The sequence below is a fragment of the Bacilliculturomica massiliensis genome, assembly GCF_900605495.1.
GTDB classification, from domain to species: Bacteria; Bacillota; Clostridia; order Peptostreptococcales; family Anaerovoracaceae; genus Bacilliculturomica; species Bacilliculturomica massiliensis.
The window spans coordinates 1,003,516-1,020,543 of sequence record NZ_LR027603.1; the positions used below are offsets into that span (position 1 = coordinate 1,003,516).

16 protein-coding genes are annotated in these 17,028 nt (G+C 56.9%); 15 read left to right on the forward strand and 1 reads right to left on the reverse strand.

Translation table 11 applies throughout. The features are described 5' to 3' along the window. Positions 1-8: 8 nt before the first annotated feature. The 15 genes from E0E37_RS13915 (at position 9) to E0E37_RS13980 (ending at position 14,149) form a co-directional block, all read left to right on the forward strand. Positions 9-1,007 (forward strand): ornithine cyclodeaminase family protein, encoded by a 999-nt coding sequence (locus E0E37_RS13915; protein WP_130863604.1) that lies wholly within the window; start codon positions 9-11, stop codon positions 1,005-1,007. Between the two features lie 47 nt (positions 1,008-1,054). Continuing rightward, a complete protein-coding gene (locus E0E37_RS18920; protein WP_246019737.1) occupies positions 1,055-1,612 on the forward strand; it encodes a Na+/H+ antiporter NhaC family protein in 558 nt (185 codons plus the stop codon). Next, complete coding sequence (locus tag E0E37_RS13920; RefSeq protein WP_246019787.1) at positions 1,561-2,511, forward strand: Na+/H+ antiporter NhaC family protein; 951 nt, start codon at positions 1,561-1,563, stop codon at positions 2,509-2,511. The genes E0E37_RS18920 and E0E37_RS13920 overlap by 52 nt, the downstream gene beginning before the upstream one ends. Positions 2,512-2,693: 182 nt before the next feature. Then, positions 2,694-3,770 carry a sugar diacid recognition domain-containing protein gene (locus tag E0E37_RS13925; protein ID WP_130863606.1) on the forward strand — a complete coding sequence of 359 codons (1,077 nt, stop codon included), beginning with the start codon at positions 2,694-2,696 and terminating at the stop codon, positions 3,768-3,770. A 31-nt stretch (positions 3,771-3,801) separates the two neighbouring features. Beyond that, on the forward strand, positions 3,802-3,984 hold the full coding sequence (locus E0E37_RS18925; protein ID WP_246019738.1) for a helix-turn-helix domain-containing protein: 183 nt from the start codon (positions 3,802-3,804) through the stop codon (positions 3,982-3,984). A gap of 193 nt (positions 3,985-4,177) precedes the next feature. Then, positions 4,178-4,882 carry a UMP kinase gene (pyrH, locus tag E0E37_RS13935; RefSeq protein ID WP_130863608.1) on the forward strand — a complete coding sequence of 235 codons (705 nt, stop codon included), beginning with the start codon at positions 4,178-4,180 and terminating at the stop codon, positions 4,880-4,882. Between the two features lie 69 nt (positions 4,883-4,951). After that, positions 4,952-5,512: a ribosome recycling factor gene (gene frr, locus E0E37_RS13940; RefSeq protein ID WP_334295423.1), complete on the forward strand. Its 561-nt coding sequence runs from the start codon at positions 4,952-4,954 to the stop codon at positions 5,510-5,512. A gap of 10 nt (positions 5,513-5,522) precedes the next feature. Continuing rightward, positions 5,523-5,726 carry a PASTA domain-containing protein gene (locus E0E37_RS13945; RefSeq protein WP_130863610.1) on the forward strand — a complete coding sequence of 68 codons (204 nt, stop codon included), beginning with the start codon at positions 5,523-5,525 and terminating at the stop codon, positions 5,724-5,726. A gap of 80 nt (positions 5,727-5,806) precedes the next feature. Then, entirely contained in the window at positions 5,807-6,532 is a 726-nt protein-coding gene (locus E0E37_RS13950) for an isoprenyl transferase (protein WP_130863611.1), read from the forward strand. Further along, positions 6,532-7,353, forward strand: a complete 822-nt coding sequence (locus E0E37_RS13955) for a phosphatidate cytidylyltransferase (protein WP_130863612.1) — start codon at positions 6,532-6,534, stop codon at positions 7,351-7,353. Before E0E37_RS13950 ends, E0E37_RS13955 begins: the two co-directional genes overlap by 1 nt. A 19-nt stretch (positions 7,354-7,372) precedes the next feature. Further along, positions 7,373-8,518, forward strand: coding sequence for a 1-deoxy-D-xylulose-5-phosphate reductoisomerase (locus E0E37_RS13960; RefSeq protein ID WP_130863613.1), 1,146 nt, complete (start codon positions 7,373-7,375; stop codon positions 8,516-8,518). Between the two features lie 61 nt (positions 8,519-8,579). Continuing rightward, on the forward strand, positions 8,580-9,587 hold the full coding sequence (gene rseP, locus E0E37_RS13965) for an RIP metalloprotease RseP (protein WP_130863614.1): 1,008 nt from the start codon (positions 8,580-8,582) through the stop codon (positions 9,585-9,587). A 180-nt stretch (positions 9,588-9,767) separates the two neighbouring features. Next, positions 9,768-10,868, forward strand: coding sequence for a flavodoxin-dependent (E)-4-hydroxy-3-methylbut-2-enyl-diphosphate synthase (gene ispG, locus E0E37_RS13970; protein ID WP_130863615.1), 1,101 nt, complete (start codon positions 9,768-9,770; stop codon positions 10,866-10,868). 250 nt (positions 10,869-11,118) lie between these two features. Further along, positions 11,119-12,549 carry an amidohydrolase family protein gene (locus tag E0E37_RS13975; protein ID WP_130863616.1) on the forward strand — a complete coding sequence of 477 codons (1,431 nt, stop codon included), beginning with the start codon at positions 11,119-11,121 and terminating at the stop codon, positions 12,547-12,549. Between the two features lie 154 nt (positions 12,550-12,703). Continuing rightward, entirely contained in the window at positions 12,704-14,149 is a 1,446-nt protein-coding gene (locus E0E37_RS13980) for an amidohydrolase family protein (RefSeq protein ID WP_130863617.1), read from the forward strand. Positions 14,150-14,268: 119 nt separating this feature from the next. Here E0E37_RS13980 and E0E37_RS13985 read toward each other — a convergent pair whose 3' ends face one another. Continuing rightward, complete coding sequence (locus tag E0E37_RS13985; protein ID WP_130863618.1) at positions 14,269-16,815, reverse strand: hypothetical protein; 2,547 nt, start codon at positions 16,813-16,815, stop codon at positions 14,269-14,271. Positions 16,816-17,028: the final 213 nt, after the last annotated feature.

Genomic DNA, 17,028 nt, shown 5'->3' on the forward strand with positions numbered 1-17,028 from the left:
GGTTTGTCATGAAAAAGGTCACATTTCGTTATTTATCGCAGGAAGAGGTCATTAAGACCCACGTGCCTTATGAGAGAGTCATCGAGCTGATCGAATCGGCTATGGCGTCCAAGGGCAGAGACATGGTGGAATGTCCGCCCAAGCCCGGCGTCCACACGAGAAAGAATACCTTTCTGCACGCCATGCCGGCCTATATCGTTGATAAAGATGTCTGCGGCATGAAATGGGTGAGCGGTTATCCGGAGAACTATAAACACGATCTGCCGCAGATCGCAGGTCTGATCATCTACAACAGTGAGGAGACGGGGATGCCCCTGGCGGTGATGGACTGCCGGTGGATCACAGGCGTCAGAACGGCAGCCGTCAGCGCGGTGACGGCGAAGTACTGCAAGCCGGAGAAGGCGGAGACCCTGTCTATCATCGGAACGGGGATCCAGGGCAGGATGCACGCTCTCATGCTGAAGATCGTGGCGCCGGAGATCAGGCGCATCAATATCTGCGACGTGAGAGAGGAAGCGGTGCAAAGCTTCATCGCAGACATGAAGGATAAGATCGACGCGGAGATCGTGATCGCGGAGGACGCGGAGACGGCGGTGCGTCAGGCAGATATTCTGGTGACGGCGACCCAGCGTCTGGATAAGCCCATCGTCATGAGAGAATGGCTGAAAAAAGGAATGCTGGGCATCGGCCTGGAGGCCAGCCGGGCCTGGGACGGAAAGGCGATCCTGAACACGGACCGTTACATCACGGATGACTGGGAGCTGACCAAGTCTTATCAGGCCCAGGGGGCGTTCCCGGACGGTCTGCCTGAGGCGCACAGCACGCTGGGCAAGATCGTCATCGGCCAGGAGCCCGGAAGGGAGAGGGCGGAGGATATCATTCTGGCCATCAACGAGGGAATGGCCATATCGGACGTCATCCTGGCGAAAGAAGTATTTGAGAGAGCGGAAAAGCAGGGGATCGGAACGATCCTGCCCCTGATGGAATCAGAAAATATATTGCTGTAATGCGGTTCCCGCACCGTCCGGCGGGCGCCGGGAGAAGGAGATCACATATGGAAAGAAGAAAACCCACATACGGAGAGTCCATCGCCTCCCTGCTGGTCATGGTCCTCTTCATCTTCGTCGGATTCATGCTCTTTAAACTGAGGGTCGAACTGCTGATGATTGCCTCTGCTGCCGCTGCAGGTTTTCTGGCCTGGAGACTGGGCTATACCTGGGAGGATATGGAGACGGCGATCTGTCACAGAATTATGCGGGCGACGCCCGCCATCCTGATCATCTGGGTGATCGGCATCGTTATATCTACGCTGATGTTCTCCGGATCTATTCCCATGCTCATATACTACGGGATCAAGATCGTGGATCCCCAGTACGTCATCATCGCCGCATTTTTTACTTGTATGGTGTTTTCCACAGTGACGGGGACTTCGTGGGGCTCCGCCGGCACAGCCGGCGTGGCGTTCATGGGCGTGGCGGCGGGGCTGGACGTGCCGCTGTCCGTCACGGCTGCGGCGCCACCTTCGGCGACAAGCTGTCTCCCCTTTCGGAGACCACCAATCTGGCGCCTGCCTGCGTGGGGATCAATCTGTACGATCACATCAAAGCGATGATGTGGACCACGCTCCCGGCCACGGCCGTGGCCTTCGTCGTCTTTTTCCTGGCTGGAAACAGCCTGACGATCACGGCCACGGAGCTGCCCCCGGAAGCGCTGGAACTCACGGATACACTGGAGCAGATGTTTCGCTGGAGTCCGCTGCTGCTGGTACCCTTCCTGTTTATTCTGGGCGGAGCGATCATGAAGAAACCTCCGGTTCCCACCATGCTGCTGGGCAGCCTGGCCGCCATCATCATCGGCATGGCGTATCAGGGATTTTCCGTACAGAACGGAGTGCTGGCGGCTCTCAACGGATTCGACATTTCCATGGTCACTGCAGACGGCTTCGATCCGGCGGCGGCGCCGGCTTCCATCGCCACCCTCATGAACCGCGGCGGCATGAAGTCCATGGTGGGCGTGGTCATCATCATCTACTGCGGGTACGCTTACGCCGCGATCATCAGCAAGGCCGGTTTTCTGGAGACGGCCATCCGGCCGCTGGCGGAGAGGGTCAAAAGCAGGGGAGCCGTTATGGCGGCGACGCTGTTTACGGAGCTGCTTCTGCTGGTGTTTTCGGGCAACTCCTACACCGGCGCGATCATGGTGCCGGAAATGTTCAAGCGCTCTTTTCTTGAAAGCGGCATGGGCCTGAAAGCGCTGTCCCGCACCATCGAGGACATCGGTACCATCGTGGCGCCGCTGGTGCCCTGGGGGAGCTCCGGAGCATTTTACGCGGGCGCTCTGGGGGTGTCCATCTTCGGCTCCGGCGGTTACGCGCCCTGGTGCGTGACCTGTTACGTGACGCCGGTCATCGCACTGCTCCTGGCAGTGACAGGCGTCGGCGTCTACCGGATGAACGCCGAGGAAAAAGATTCCGCTCTGAAAAAATACGAGTTGGAACAGGCGGCCCTGTGATGCGGGCTTTGAAAACGATAAACTGACAATGCTGTGACAAGCTTCCCGATATCTGCTAGAATGGTCGTAAGACCTGGGCGGACGGGAAGCTTTTCGCGCGCGGTAAAATAAAACCGCCTGAGTAATGGCCGGCGGCGTTGGCCGCAGCCTCCAACGGCGGCGTGAAAGGAGAGTGTCGGATCATGCTGAAGCAAATTGCACAGGAGCTGGCCGAGTCGGTGAGCAGGGCGATCGACTGTGAGGTGGCGATCTTCGACCGGGATTCCATAATCGTGGGAGCCAGCGACCTGTCGCGGCTGGGACGTTTCAATCAGGGTTCGGTGGAGGTGATCCGTACGGGAAAGCCGCTGCTTCACAAGCCAGGATATATTGAGCATATGGAAAACACCAAGCCCGGCCACTGCTTTCCGCTGCTTCTCAGCGGCGAGGTGATCGGCGCCGTGGGGATCGTGGGAGTGAAAGACGAGGTGAAGCGATACGCCCAGCTGGTCCAGAGCCTTTCGGAGATCGTTATGAAGGAAGCGATGAACCAGATGACGCGGATCTCCGCCGATTACGCTCACCAGGAACTGGTACGCAATATCGTAAACCTGGAGCCCACGTCCATGAATCAGGAGATCCTGCTGAGAAAAGGCTTTGAGATCGGAGTGGATCTGAGGTATGCCCACATACCCGTGGCGGTGGACCTGCTCAATCTTCCCCAGACTTCGGAAGTACGGGAGAACGGAGAGGAGAGCGCGGATCTGGTCCGCCGGCTGAAGAACGGAAATCTGCTGCGCAGGATAGATCAGATCTTTTCCGATGTGAACGATCTGTGCGCGTCCACTGCGGGGGACAAGATCCTGATCCTATATGCCTTTGGCAGCAGCGCGGAAGAGGAAAACGCGCTGGCCAGGGTAAAGGAGAAATGCCTGCGGCTGAGGGAGCTCTTTCTGGAGGACGGCATAGAGATCATGTGCGGCGTGGGCGCCGTCGCCGGGCGGCTGGCGGAACTGCGGGACAGCTGCCGCAGCGCCTGGCTGGTGGGACAGCTGCCGCAGCGCCTGGCTGGTGCTGTCCACGGCGGCGCGGCTGAAAAAGGCCGACAGCAAAATGCTGCAGGATCAGTGGATATTCTGCATGCAGGACTTTTTTATCGAGACGGTGATGGCAGACAGCCGGGACAACTGCATGGACTGGTATCAGAAACGCCATCTGTGCCGGATCTTTCGCCAGCCCGACGCGGCGGAGCTGATCCGCACCATCCGCTGCTGGTGTGAGAGCGGCTTCAAATATACAAAGGCCTCCGAGATGCTTTTCATCCACAGAAATACACTGATGTACCGGCTGAAAAAGATCGAAAACATCTGCCGTGTCTCATCGGAGGAGCCCAGGGAGATGATCGCGCTGCATCTGGCGATCCTCCGCGCGATCCTGGCGGCTCCCCCGGGAAGGGATCCACAAAACAGGGAAAAACCTGCTGAAAATGGGTGAACACGAAAATAAAATATGATATAATAACCGCAGGGCGGTTATTATATAGATTCTGTGCGCGGCGGACGCCATGCACGGATTCTATCATGATGGCCTGCAGCCAGTCATGATAGAATAACCGCAGAGCGGTTATTCTATGGATTCTGTGCGCGGATGACGTCCTATTATTTGAGACGGAGAGGTACAAAAGAAAATGGAGCCGAAATATAAACGAGTTTTGTTAAAGATCAGCGGGGAAGCGCTGGCAGGAGAGAAAAAGGTAGGCCTTGACGACGATATGCTGAATCAGGTGGCGCTGCAGGTAAAGAGCCTGACAGAGCTGGGGGTCCAGGTGGCTGTCGTCGTGGGCGGCGGAAACTTCTGGCGGGGCAGGACCAGCAAGAGCATGGACCGGGCCACGGCAGATTATATGGGCATGCTGGCCACCGTCATCAATTCTCTGGCGCTGCAGTCCGCCTTCGAGACCGTGGGCGTACCCACCAGAGTGCAGACGGCCATCGAGATGCGGGAGGTGGCTGAGCCGTATATCAGAAGAAGAGCCATGCGCCATCTGGAGAAAAACATCGTGGTGATCTTCGGGGCGGGCACGGGAAATCCCTTCTTCTCCACAGACACGACGGCGGCGCTGCGGGCGGCGGAGATCGAGGCGGACGTCATCCTTCTGGCCAAAAAGGTGGACGCGGTCTACGATTCCGATCCGGAGAAAAATCCCCGGGCCAAACGGTTCGACCGGCTGACTCACAAGGATCTGCTGGAAAAAGAACTGGGCGTCATGGATTCCACGGCGGCGTCCCTGTGCATGGACAATCACATTCCCATCCACGTATTCGGACTTTCGTCGCCTGACAATGTGTTAAAAGCCGTATATGGGGAAAAAATAGGTACGATCATCGAGTAGACGAGTGTCCGCTGCCGGAAGCTGGCGTGGGAAAACTTGGAATTTTATTACATCATCATGCAGGAGGTTATGAAAATGAGTACTACCCAAGAAGTCCTGAAAGACAAAATGAGCAAAACCATTTCTATCCTTAAAGAAGAGCTGAATACCGTCCGTGCTGGGAGAGCCAACGCGGCGCTGCTGGATCAGATCGTGGTGGATTATTACGGTTCGCCCACACCGCTGAAAAATCTGGCCAATATTTCCGTGCCGGATCCCAGAACACTGCTGATCGCGCCCTTTGATCCCAAGGTGGTGCACGACGTGGAAAAGGCCATCAATATGTCGAACATCGGGATCAATCCCAGCAACGACGGAAAGAATATCCGTCTGGTGATCCCCCAGGTGACGGAGGAGAGAAGAAAAGAGCTGACCAAAGTCATCAAAAAAATGGGCGAGGACGCCAAAGTGGCGGTGAGAAACCAGCGCCGCGACGCCAACGATCATCTGAAGAAGGCGGAAAAAGCCGGAGAGATCACGGAGGACGATCTGAAGGATGAGCTGGATCAGGTCCAGAAGCTCACGGACAAGTGCATGAAGGATATCGACGTTATCGTGACTGAAAAAGAGAAAGAATTGCTGGAAATATAGGAGAGCGTATTTGAGAGAGTTTCCCGATGTGCTGGGAATGGATCTTTCCGATGCCATTGCCCGGATGAAAGAGAAGGGACAGAATGTCTCCGTTCGGATCACAAAGCCGGACCGGGGAGATCCCGTGGAAGGTTACGATCGAGTGATCAGGCAGGAAGAGGAAGCCGAAGGCTGGATTCTGACGGTATGCAGAGTACCGGACGCTTATCGGTAGACAGGCAGGCCGGGCGCAGCCCGGCCTGCTTTTGATGAGAAGAGGACGCGGCGCAATGCGCCTGCGATAGGATAAATTTTATGATCAAAGATACAATATTGGATAAAGAAAGCATTCCCGCGCATGTGGCCATCGTCATGGACGGGAACGGCAGGTGGGCAAAAAAGCGCGGACTGCCCAGAGTGGCGGGACATAACGCCGGCATGATGGCGCTGAAGGAGATCGTAAAGCGCTCGTCGGTCCTGGGAGTGAAATACCTCACGGTCTACGCCTTTTCTACAGAGAACTGGAAAAGGCCGGAGGACGAGGTGAAAGGGATCTTCAAGCTGCTGATCATTTATATGCAGAAGGAGCTGGAAGAACTGCACGCCAACAACGTCAAGGTACATATTCTGGGCGATTACCGGAAATTGCCGAAAGACGCGGTGGACAGTCTGGAATATTCTCTGGAAAAAACAAAAAACAATACGGGGCTCCACTTCAATATCGCTCTGAATTACGGCGGCAGGGATGAGATCCTGCGCAGCGTGAGGAAGATCGCCGGCGAAGTGGCGGCCGGCGCCATGGCTCCCGAGGATATTACCGGGGAAATACTTGGGAAATATCTCTATACGGCGGGTATGCCGGATCCGGATGTGATCATCCGCACCAGCGGCGAAGAGCGTCTGAGCAACTATCTGCTCTGGCAGAGCGCTTACAGTGAACTGGTGTTCACCGATGTGCTCTGGCCGGACTTCACGCCGGAGGAATATGAGAGGACTCTGGCGGTATATCAGGGCCGGAAACGGCGCTACGGAGGAGTATAATGAAGACACGCATTATTTCCGGACTCATCATGCTGCCGCTGCTGGCGGTGGTGTATTTCGGAGGTTATCTGCTGACGGCTGCCTGCTTTCTGGTGGGACTGCTGGGGATCGGAGAATTTTACAGGGGGTTTGAGAGCCTGAAGGTGCATCCCAGCCACACGGCGGGATACGCCATGCTGGCCGCGCTGTACGCGCTGCACCTGCTGTCAGGCTACGGCGGCGTATTTTACGGCAGCAGGGAGACGCTGACCATGCTCTGGTTTTTCCTGAGCGTGCTGTTCAGTCTGCTCTATCTGTTCCGGATCGAGGAACGCAGTCTGGAGGACGGCCTGGCCACGGTGACGGGAATTTTTTACGTGATCTTTTTCTCTTATCACGTGGTGCTGATCGACGAATTACGCACGGGTCAGAACGACTATCACCTGCTGGTGTGGCTGGTGTTTCTCACCGCTTTCGGCACTGACATCATGGCGTATTTCTCCGGTTACTTTTTCGGAAAGCATAAGCTCTGTCCGAAGATCAGTCCCAAGAAGACCGTCGAGGGCTCTGTGGGGGGCGTGCTGGGCAGCGTGATCCTCTGCGGTGTGTTCGGATGGTTTGTGGTCCCGCAGCTCCTGATCCACTGCATGGTCATCGGCGTGCTGGGCGGCGTGGTCTCTCAGTTCGGAGATCTGACCGCCTCTATCTTCAAAAGAAAGATGGGCATCAAGGATTACGGAAATCTGATACCGGGTCACGGAGGGATCCTGGACCGGTTTGACAGCGTGCTGTTCACGGCGCCCCTGGTATATTATTATATCGCGCTGGTGCTGATGCGGTAGCGAAAAGAGGTAATTTAAAATGAAGAACATAGCAGTTCTCGGCTCCACGGGATCCATCGGCACGCAGGCGCTGGATGTGGCGGAGCAAAACAGAGAACGGTTTCGGATCACGGCGCTTACCTGCGGGCGGAACATTGAATTGTTCCGGCGGCAGCTGGCGCGTTTTTCTCCCAGGCTGGCGGTGACGGCGCGCAGGGAGGATGCGGAACGGCTGTCCGCGGAATTTCCCGGCGTGGAATTCTCCTGGGGAATGGAAGGGCTCATTCAGGCCGCCGCGGAGAGCGACAGCGAGCTGGTGCTCAACGCGCTGATGGGCATGATGGGGCTTACACCCACATATCATGCTATAAAGGCGGGGAAGGATATCGCCCTGGCCAACAAGGAGACTCTGGTGGCGGGGGGGCAGGTGATCCTCTCCGCGGTGAGGAAAGCCGGCGTCAGACTGCTTCCCGTGGACAGCGAGCACAGCGCCATATTCCAGTGCGTACAGGGAAATGAACAAAATCCGGTGGAACGAATTCTGCTCACCGCCTCCGGCGGACCTTTTCGGGGCTGGACCCGGAGTCAGCTGGAGAACGTGACGCTCAGCCAGGCGCTGAAGCATCCCAACTGGGTTATGGGCCGCAAGATCACCATCGATTCCGCTACGCTGATGAACAAAGGTCTGGAGGTCATCGAGGCCAAGTGGCTCTTCGACATTGACGCGAAAAATATTCAGGTCCACGTTCACCCGCAGAGCATCGTTCATTCCATGGTGGAATTCGCGGACCATTCCGTGATGGCGCAGCTGGGAGCGCCGGATATGAGGATCCCTATCGCCTACGCTTTTTCGTATCCGGAGAGGCTGACAAACGATATACCGGGCGTCGACTTTTTCCAGGTAGGGGCGCTGACCTTCGAGCCGGCGGACATGAAGACGTTTCGCTGTCTGGCTATGGCTTACGAGGCCGTTCTAGCGGGTGGAAGCTGTCCGGTGGTGCTGAACGCGGCCAACGAGGTGCTGGTAGACGATTTTTTAAAGGGGAAGATCTCGTTTTTGGATATCCAGGAAGGAGTGGAGCGGGCGCTGCAGGCGCACAAGCCTGTGGGGGAACTGACTCTGGAGGGCATTCTGGAAATAGACGAAGAAACAAGACGCGCTGTCTCAGGGGGATCTGCGCGCTGATTGCAGGGAAAGCGCAGTCTGACAGGCTGCGTAAATAACAGAGAAATCGAGGGAAGAGAGTATGGGATTAACAACAATTATTTTTGCAGTCATCATCTTTTGTCTGCTGATACTGGTCCACGAATTAGGCCATTTTGCAGTGGCCAAGTCGGTGGGGGTCCGGGTCAACGAATTTTCGCTGGGCATGGGACCGCTGCTGTTTCAATTTACCAGAGGGGACACGGAATACTCGCTGCGGGCGCTGCCCATCGGCGGCTTCTGCCGCATGGAAGGTGAAGACGAGGACTCGGCGGACCCCCGCGCGTTCAATAACCGCCCCATCTGGGCCAGAGCGCTGGTGGTAGTAGCCGGATCCTTCATGAATCTGGTGACGGCCATTCTGATCATCACCTGTATCGCCATGGCTATCGGCGTGGCCACAAACGGCGTCGCTGCTGTGGAGGGCGGTTCTCCCGCCGCGGAAGCAGGCGTTCTGCCGGGAGACAAGATCCTCTCCGTGGACGGGGAGAAGGTCAGCAGCTTCAGCGACGTTATCAGTGCGGTGGGAGGCAGCGAGGGGGCCACGGTTTCACTGGAGATCCTGCGCAGCGGTCAGAAGATGACTATTGAGAGCGGCGTGACGGTGAACGATTCCGGCCGGCGTGTCATCGGTGTGACGTCGGAGATCAGGAAGTCGCCGGGAGTGGCGCTGACCACAGGCGTTTCCAGCACCTTTGCCATGGGCGGTCAGATGTTGGATTATCTGGGGCAGCTCTTTACGGGAAGGGGATCTATGGACGATCTGGTCGGACCCGTGGGCATCGTGTCCATGATCGGTGATCAGGCCAAGCTGGGATTGATCAATCTGGCAAACTTAACGGCATTATTAAGCCTTAATTTAGCGATCGTGAACATGCTTCCGTTTCCGGCTCTGGACGGAGGACGGCTGTTATTTCTCATCATCCGGCTGTTTACGGGCAAGGCGGTCAGCGATGAGACCGAGGGCAAGATCCATTTCGCGGGCATGATGATCCTGTTTGCGTTTATGGCCTATATTCTGGTCAAGGATGTGGACCGGTTTATCTTCTGATGAGATCCTTTGGGAGCGGCAGCAGAACGGCAGCGGAACGGCGGCGGGACCGCCGGACAGCGCCGCGATAACAGCGCCTGAACACGGTGAGGGCAATGGCGGCGGACAGGGTCGCCCCAGTATGGCCGTGAGAACCGCCGCTGTGCGGCAAAACAGCCTGGGGGCAGAGAGGGAAACAGCATGATAAAGCGCAGAGCATCGAGACAGACCATGGTGGGAGGAGTGGCCGTAGGCGGCGGAGCTCCGGTCTCCATCCAGTCTATGACAAATACGGATACGCGGGATATCAGGGCAACGGTCGCGCAGATCGGCCGTCTGGCAGACGCGGGCTGTCAGATCATCCGGCTGGCCGTGCCCGATATGGAGGCGGCGGAGGCTTTTGGACAGATCAAAAAACAGGTGAAGCTGCCCATGGTGGCGGATATTCATTTCGACTACCGGCTGGCCATAGCCGCTATTGAAAACGGAGCGGACAAGGTGCGCATCAATCCCGGCAACATCGGCTCCCGGGACCGAGTGGAGGCAGTTCTGAAAAAAGCTGCGGAGCGCGGCATCCCCATTCGCGTAGGAGTCAATTCCGGATCGCTGGAAAAGGGGCTGCTGGAGAAATACGGCGGCGTCACGGCGGAGGCTCTTTGCGAGAGCGCCCTGAACACGGTCCGCTTCGTGGAAGACATGGGCTTTGACAACATCGTGGTATCGCTGAAGGCTTCAGATGTGGCTTTGAACGACGGGGCCCACAAGCTCATTGCAGATCGGATGGATCATCCGCTGCATATCGGCATTACGGAGTCCGGCACCGTGGAGAGCGGAAAGGTGAAGTCGGCCGTGGGGATCGGTTCCCTTCTGCTGTCGGGCATCGGCGATACGCTGCGTGTTTCGCTCACTGGAGACCCGGTGGAGGAGGTGCTCTTTGCCAAACAGATCCTGAAAGCCGTGGGGCTGAGGCGGACGGGGGTGAACCTGATCTCCTGTCCCACCTGCGGGAGGACCAGAGTGGATCTGCCGTCCATCGCGGCCCGGATCGAACAGGCGCTTCCCATTCTGGAAGCGGAGATGGAGGCCCGGGAGCTTCCGGGGATCACGGTGGCCGTCATGGGCTGCGAGGTAAACGGACCCGGAGAGGCCTCAGGGGCTGATTTCGGCGTAGCCTGCGGCAAAGGCCGCGGCGCTCTGTTCTGCAGGGGCCAGGTGATCAAGACCGTAGACGAAGAAGAGATCTGCAGTGAATTGATCGGATATATCAGAGAGCGGGTCCTCCGGCATACGGAGACCAGATAAACGATTGCGGTGCGCGGTTCCATTTTTCCCAACGGTCAGAGATCAATGGATCGTGGGAAAGATTTTTTTGTCTCGGGGGAAATTTTCAGCCATGGGCCCGCTTCGCAGACCGGCGGTCCGATCAGAAGCAGGCGTGGAGGGAGAAAGAAGGGCGCCGGCCCAGGAGCCGAACCGGAATCCAAAGGAAGCATGAGCCGGGACGTCCAATGCCGCCTGGAAGGCGGCTGCAAAGCATGGAGGGAGAAAGAAGATGAGCAGGAAAAAAATCGATATGATCGTAAAGGCGCCGCACTTTTATACGATGGAGGGAGACGGCGTAGGCCATCGCCAGGGCGTCTCCATGGCGGTGGACGGCGGCGGTATCCTGGAGATCCAGGAGTCGGCGGTGATCGAAGAGAAGTATCAGGCTGAGGAGAGGGTGGAGCTTTCTCATCACGCGGTCTTCCCGGGCTTCATCGACGCTCACATGCATACATCCTACAATATTTTGCGGGGGCTGGCTCAGGATACGGGCAATTGGATGATGTATGGTCTCCAGCCCTTCGACAACGCGGCTACCGATGAGGCGCGGGACGCGGGCAGCTGCGTGGCGATCATAGAAGCTCTGCGGGCCGGCACCACCACGCTGGGAGACTTCGATACTCATATGGAGAACGTTTGCCGGTTTATCGAAAAAGTGGGAGCCAGAGGGAATATTACGCAGACTGTGCGGGCGGCCAAATTCAGGGTCTACGATCCCGGAGAACTGTATGAATTCGACGACGTTCAGGGAGAGGAGAGTCTGGCCCGCAATATTGCGCTGTACGACAGATGGCACGGCAGGGCAGGCGGGCGGATCAGGATCCTCTTTGGCCCTCAGGGCGTGGATTTTCTCAGCATACAGATGCTGCAGAAGGTCCGTAAGATCGCAAAAGAACGCGGTACGAAAATACATATGCACGTCCAGCAGGGGGATCGGGAGACCTACCAGATCGTGAAACGTTACGGCAAGCGGCCAGTGGAGCTGCTTGACGATCTGGATTTTCTGGACGGGGATCTGATCGCCGTTCACCTGACGGACTGCACCGACGAGGAAGCGGCTCTGGTGGCGCGCCGGGGCGCGTCCATGATCGTAAATCCGGGTTCTATCGCCATCATCGACGGGATCGTGTGTCCCAGCGTGGCTTTTCAGAATGCGGGAGGAAACGTAGCTCTGGGGTCCGATCAGGCGCCGGGCAACAACTGCCACAACATCATCAACGAGATGAAAAACGTGGCGCTGTTCAATAAGATCAAGTTTGGAGATCCGGAGATCATGCCTGCCTGGAGGGCGCTGCGCATGGCCACCATCGAGGGCGCCAGAGCCGTGGGACTGGGGGATCTGGTGGGATCCCTGGAGCAGGGAAAGCGCGCAGATTTTATAGCGGTGGATCTCTCAGCGCCTTCTATGCTCCCCGTTTACACTTATCCCATGCGCAATATCGTTCCCAATCTGGTCTACAGCGCCAGAGGGCCGGAAGTGGTCCTCTCCGCGGTGGAGGGAAAGATCATCATGCGGGACGGAAAAATACTGGCCATCGATGAGCGGGACTATCTGGAGGCGGCTGCAAAATACCCGGAGGAACTGGGACGGCGCGCCGCGGATGAATTTTTTGCAATCGACGGGACCAACGCTCATTTCATGAGAGAGGGAAAGCTGTAGGCCTTATCCGGATTGTGCCCGGGAAGGGGACCTGATATAATGACGGTAAGACCTGCGCCGTGCGGCCCCCGGCGGAGACTGTTTTTACCACATTGTGAGTGCGGAGAGCTGCGGTCCGGCAGCCATACAGAGGGATGACAGGAGGTAATATCTCATGGCGGAACAAATCAAGTATTACAAGGCGAAGCAGATCGTCGTGTGGGATAAGGGAGAGCACCGGATCCTTGAAAACGGCTATCTCGGCGTTAAGGGAACACAAATTGAAGGATTTCACCGGTCGATCCCGGAGGGCGCGCCCTGCGAGGATCTGGGGAACGCGGCGATCACGCCGGGATTCATCAACCTGCACAGTCACCCTTCAGAAGTTTACACCATCAAAAGCTATCTTGAGGACACCGGAAACGTGTGCTTCTATGAGTCCGGGCTTTACGATACGCTGGGTGCGGTGGGACTGGGTGAGAACGCGCCGTATCTCCAGACAAAGATCAATCTGGCCGAGATGCTGAAAAGCGGCTGTACGACGATCACGATCTTCGGCGGTCCTTATTCCAGGCTGGAGGCTCAAACGGCGGGCGATATGGGGATCCGCGCTTATGTGGGCGCCGGCATCCGGGCGGGGGACGCCATGGAGGAAAAAAATATCTGGTATTCGCCCGACGGTCATTCTCTGGTCTACGATCTGGATGAAAAGGAAGGCATGGAGAGGATACGGGAAGCGGAAGATTTTGTGCGGGACTTTGAAGGTTCCTACGAGGGGCGGATCCGCACGCTGCTTGGCCCTACGCAGTCCATGACCTGTACGCCGGCCATGCTCACGCGGACCAGAGAGACGGCAGACCGTCTGGGAGTGGGCGTCAGCATCCACATCGCGGAAGCGGCCATGGAATTTGAGAGCTGCATGCGCATGTACGGCAAAACGCCGGTTCAGATGGTGGCGGACACCGGCCTTCTGGGAGAAGATGTGATCATCGCTCACTGTGTATACGTCACCGGCCACAGCAAGATCAACATGCACGGGGACGGCGACCTTAAGATCCTGGGCGGCAAAAAGGTCACGGTGGCTCACAGCCCCACTCCTTTTATCCGCAAGGGCGAGGTATTTGAGTCCTTTGAGAAATATGGAAACTACGGTGTCAATGTGGGGATCGGTACCGACGCCTTCCCCTCGGATATCATTCAGGAGATGCGTCTGGCAGCCATTGTGGGGAAGACCGCGGAGCAGACCACATTCACCGCTACGGCCAAGGATATGTTCAACGCGGTGACGGTCAACGGGGCGAAAGCCTTTGGAAGAACAGATATAGGGCGTCTGGCTCCGGGAGCGAAAGCGGACTTTGTGGTCTTTGATCTGGAAAATATTGAGATGACACCCATACGGGATCTGATCAAAAATATCGTATACAGCTCAACCAGACATTCCGTAGACCGGGTCTATGTGGATGGAAGGTGTCTGGTGAAGGGCGGCCAGGTAGAAGGCTTCGACGAGAAGGCGCTCTGCAGGGAACTGCAGGAGAGCGCGGAGCGCGCCTGGGCGGAGGCCAGCGAATTCGGGGATGTGGAAGCGAATTTCCCCAGATCTTTTTCACTGCTGGAAGAATAGGACCTGTCCGTTCAAAGGGACAGCAATAAAAGAAACCAGCCGTCAGAGGTATGATATCCCAGTATCATATCACTTTGACGGCTGGCTTTTTTATGGTGACTTACTTTTGTCGATCGCTGTTAGAGGTCGTTCTGGCTTCCGTTGTCGGAAGCGGAGTCGGAACCGGCGCTCTCTTTGTTGTCGGAAGCGGAGTCAGAACCGGCGCTTTCCTTGTTGTCGGAAGCGGAGTCGGAACCGGCGCTCTCTTTGTTGTCGGAAGCGGAGTCAGAACCGGCGCTTTCCTTGTTGTCGGAAGCGGAGTCGGAACCAGTGCTTTCCTTGTTGTCGGAAGCGGAGTCGGAACCGGCGCTTTCCTTGTTGTCGGAAGCGGAGTCGGAACCGGTGCTTTCCTTGTTGTCGGAAGCGGAGTCGGAATCTGCGCTTTCTTTGTTGTCGGAAGCGGAGTCGGAATCTGCGCTTTCCTTGTTGTCGGAAGCGGAGTCGGAACCGGGCTGACCCTGGTCCGTATCCGTATCGCCGATGCCGGTATCTGTGTTTTTGTCTGCCTGATCATCTGCTTCGTCGTCTGCTTCATCGTCCCCGTCCGGAAGGACGGGAACCACAGCTGCAGGGTCTTCCTCTCCGTCGTCTTCTTTGATAGCCGGTTCTTCGGTGATCTCGGGCAGCGGCGCAGGTGCCGCTTCTTCATTGATCAGAGGAAGTTCTTCGATCAGATCCATCAGATTGATGTTGAAGAACTCTTCGGGCGAGAAGGCGCCGGTCTCAAAACTTGCGATGTCCATGATCAGGTAATCTTTTTCGTCTACGATCTCGGATGTTACAAAGAGCCATCCGCTTTCAAAGGCCACGGGGTTTTCGCTGTTCCAGCGAACCACGGAAGACAGTACATTCAGGACTGGATCAGAGGTCTCGGTGGAGAAGTAGATCGTCCATTCGTCATTGTTTCTGTCGATGCACCAGGTCATCTCGGTGTCCTCGTCCAGCCAGAAGTAATCCGTCAGTTCCTTTGTGATAGGAACTCCAAAGTTTTTGCCGTTGGAGTTGAGCGCCGCGACTTTCCGGTTGGAGAAGTATGAAGCGGCTTTGCCGTTGTCTGCGGTTGCCCGCTCGTAGAGGAACCGGATCGCGTTCTTTGCGTTAAAATCAGTGTGAATGCCGAAGCTGCCGGAGTCGATGATCAGATATCTGCTGCCTTCCTTAGTCTCGGATACGGCATAGGCGCGTCCTTCCTCAAACGTGTCGGAACCGCTGTCCCAGCGGGTGACGGACTGCAGGGCGCTTCCCTCGTTCGGGTCCTCCGCCGCGAAGAAGATCGTCCAGCTGTCTCCGCTGCGGTCGATGCGCCAGATCATTTCCTCGTCGTCTGCCAGACCAAAATGTTCGATCAATTCTTCCGTCACATATTCGCCGAAGTTTTTGCCATTGGAGTTCAGGCTGTCATTGTCTCTTGTGGAGAAGTAAACGGCGGCTTTGCCATCATCCTCTGCGGTCGCCCGCTGGTAGAGGAAACGGATGGCGGATTCCACGCTGAATTTCGGGTAAAGGGGCTTCGGAACGCCCAGCGGCCACCATGTGTCGGTATCCGCCACGGCTGCAGCGATCTCTTCCACGGTTTTTGCCTGATTGTACAGGGCGGCCAGTGCAGCGCTCTGCTGTACGCCGCCGGCGTTTGTGATCTGATATTCGTACCATACTCCGTCGATATAGCGCAGACGGGAGGCCCAGTCTTTTTCGCGGGCCGAATCCGTAGCGTATAAGAGGGGAGTCACATGATCGTTGATATTTTTAAAATAAAGGTGGATGTACAGCGTTTTGCCTTTTACCAGCGGTCCCTGGTCGACGATCTCCTGTTCCAGCGTGAACAGTCCGTTGTTCAGATCGAAGTCGGGGAACAGTTCGAACGCAGCGCCGGGGATCAGATGGAGAAAGTTGTCGTTGCTCATGTTATTGTTGGTAATGCCCAGAAATGCCTTGCGCTCCTCAGGAGTGGTCAGCTCATTGAAGCGATCGGCGATGAGAGTGGCCACAGCCATGGCCCGTTCCGTATTGTTGTTGTAGATCACTTCAGGATCGGAGGGATCAGACGGATCGGACGGATCTGCGGGATCGGACGGATCTGCAGGGGGCTGGGGATCCCCCGGCTGTCCGGGGTCTCCCGATCCCGGAGCATTGCCGGAACCGCCGCCGTTGCCGCCGCTGGGTCTGCTCTCGTTTCCGGGAGCGGAGGGCCGCACAGGGGAAGAAGGGAGAGTCTCGCCGTCTTCGCCGGGCATGGCGCCTCCGGGCAGAAGCTCGTCGTCGATAATGAATTCCTCCGCTTCAGTCTCATCGGTAGCGGCCGGAGCCGTGCTGCCGGTGAGGACCGGCTCTGCGGTGCGCTGCGCGCCGGTATATCCCGTGCGGGAGACCACTGCCGCTGTCGTGGGAACAGAGGTGTAGTCCGCCGCCTGCTGAGGATCGTCCGCGGTCTTCGATTCTGCTCCGCTTTGCGCCTGTTCGGAACGCTGGCCGACGGAAGCGCCGTCCCGTCCGGATACGGTCTGGGTCCCGGTAGGACGCATTCCAAAGTAAGCGCCGAAAAGCAAGAGGAGCAGCAGCACCGCGATGATGCTGTTTCTTTTTTTATTGTCTGATTGAGCTGTCGTATCTTTCTTCATCATATCCATTACCTGCCTCACCATTTAATTGCTCTTTATGTATTCAATTTATCATCCGTCAGTTAGAAACCGGTCACAGATAAGAGAAAACAAAATAATATTTTGTGACTTTTGTTACCGAACGGCGGTCCATTCTGTTACCGGGCGGGGTGGATGCGCCGCGTTGACAGAACCGCCCCAAAGCCGAGCCGCGGAAAAACGCGGCCAAAAAATCGTACCTCT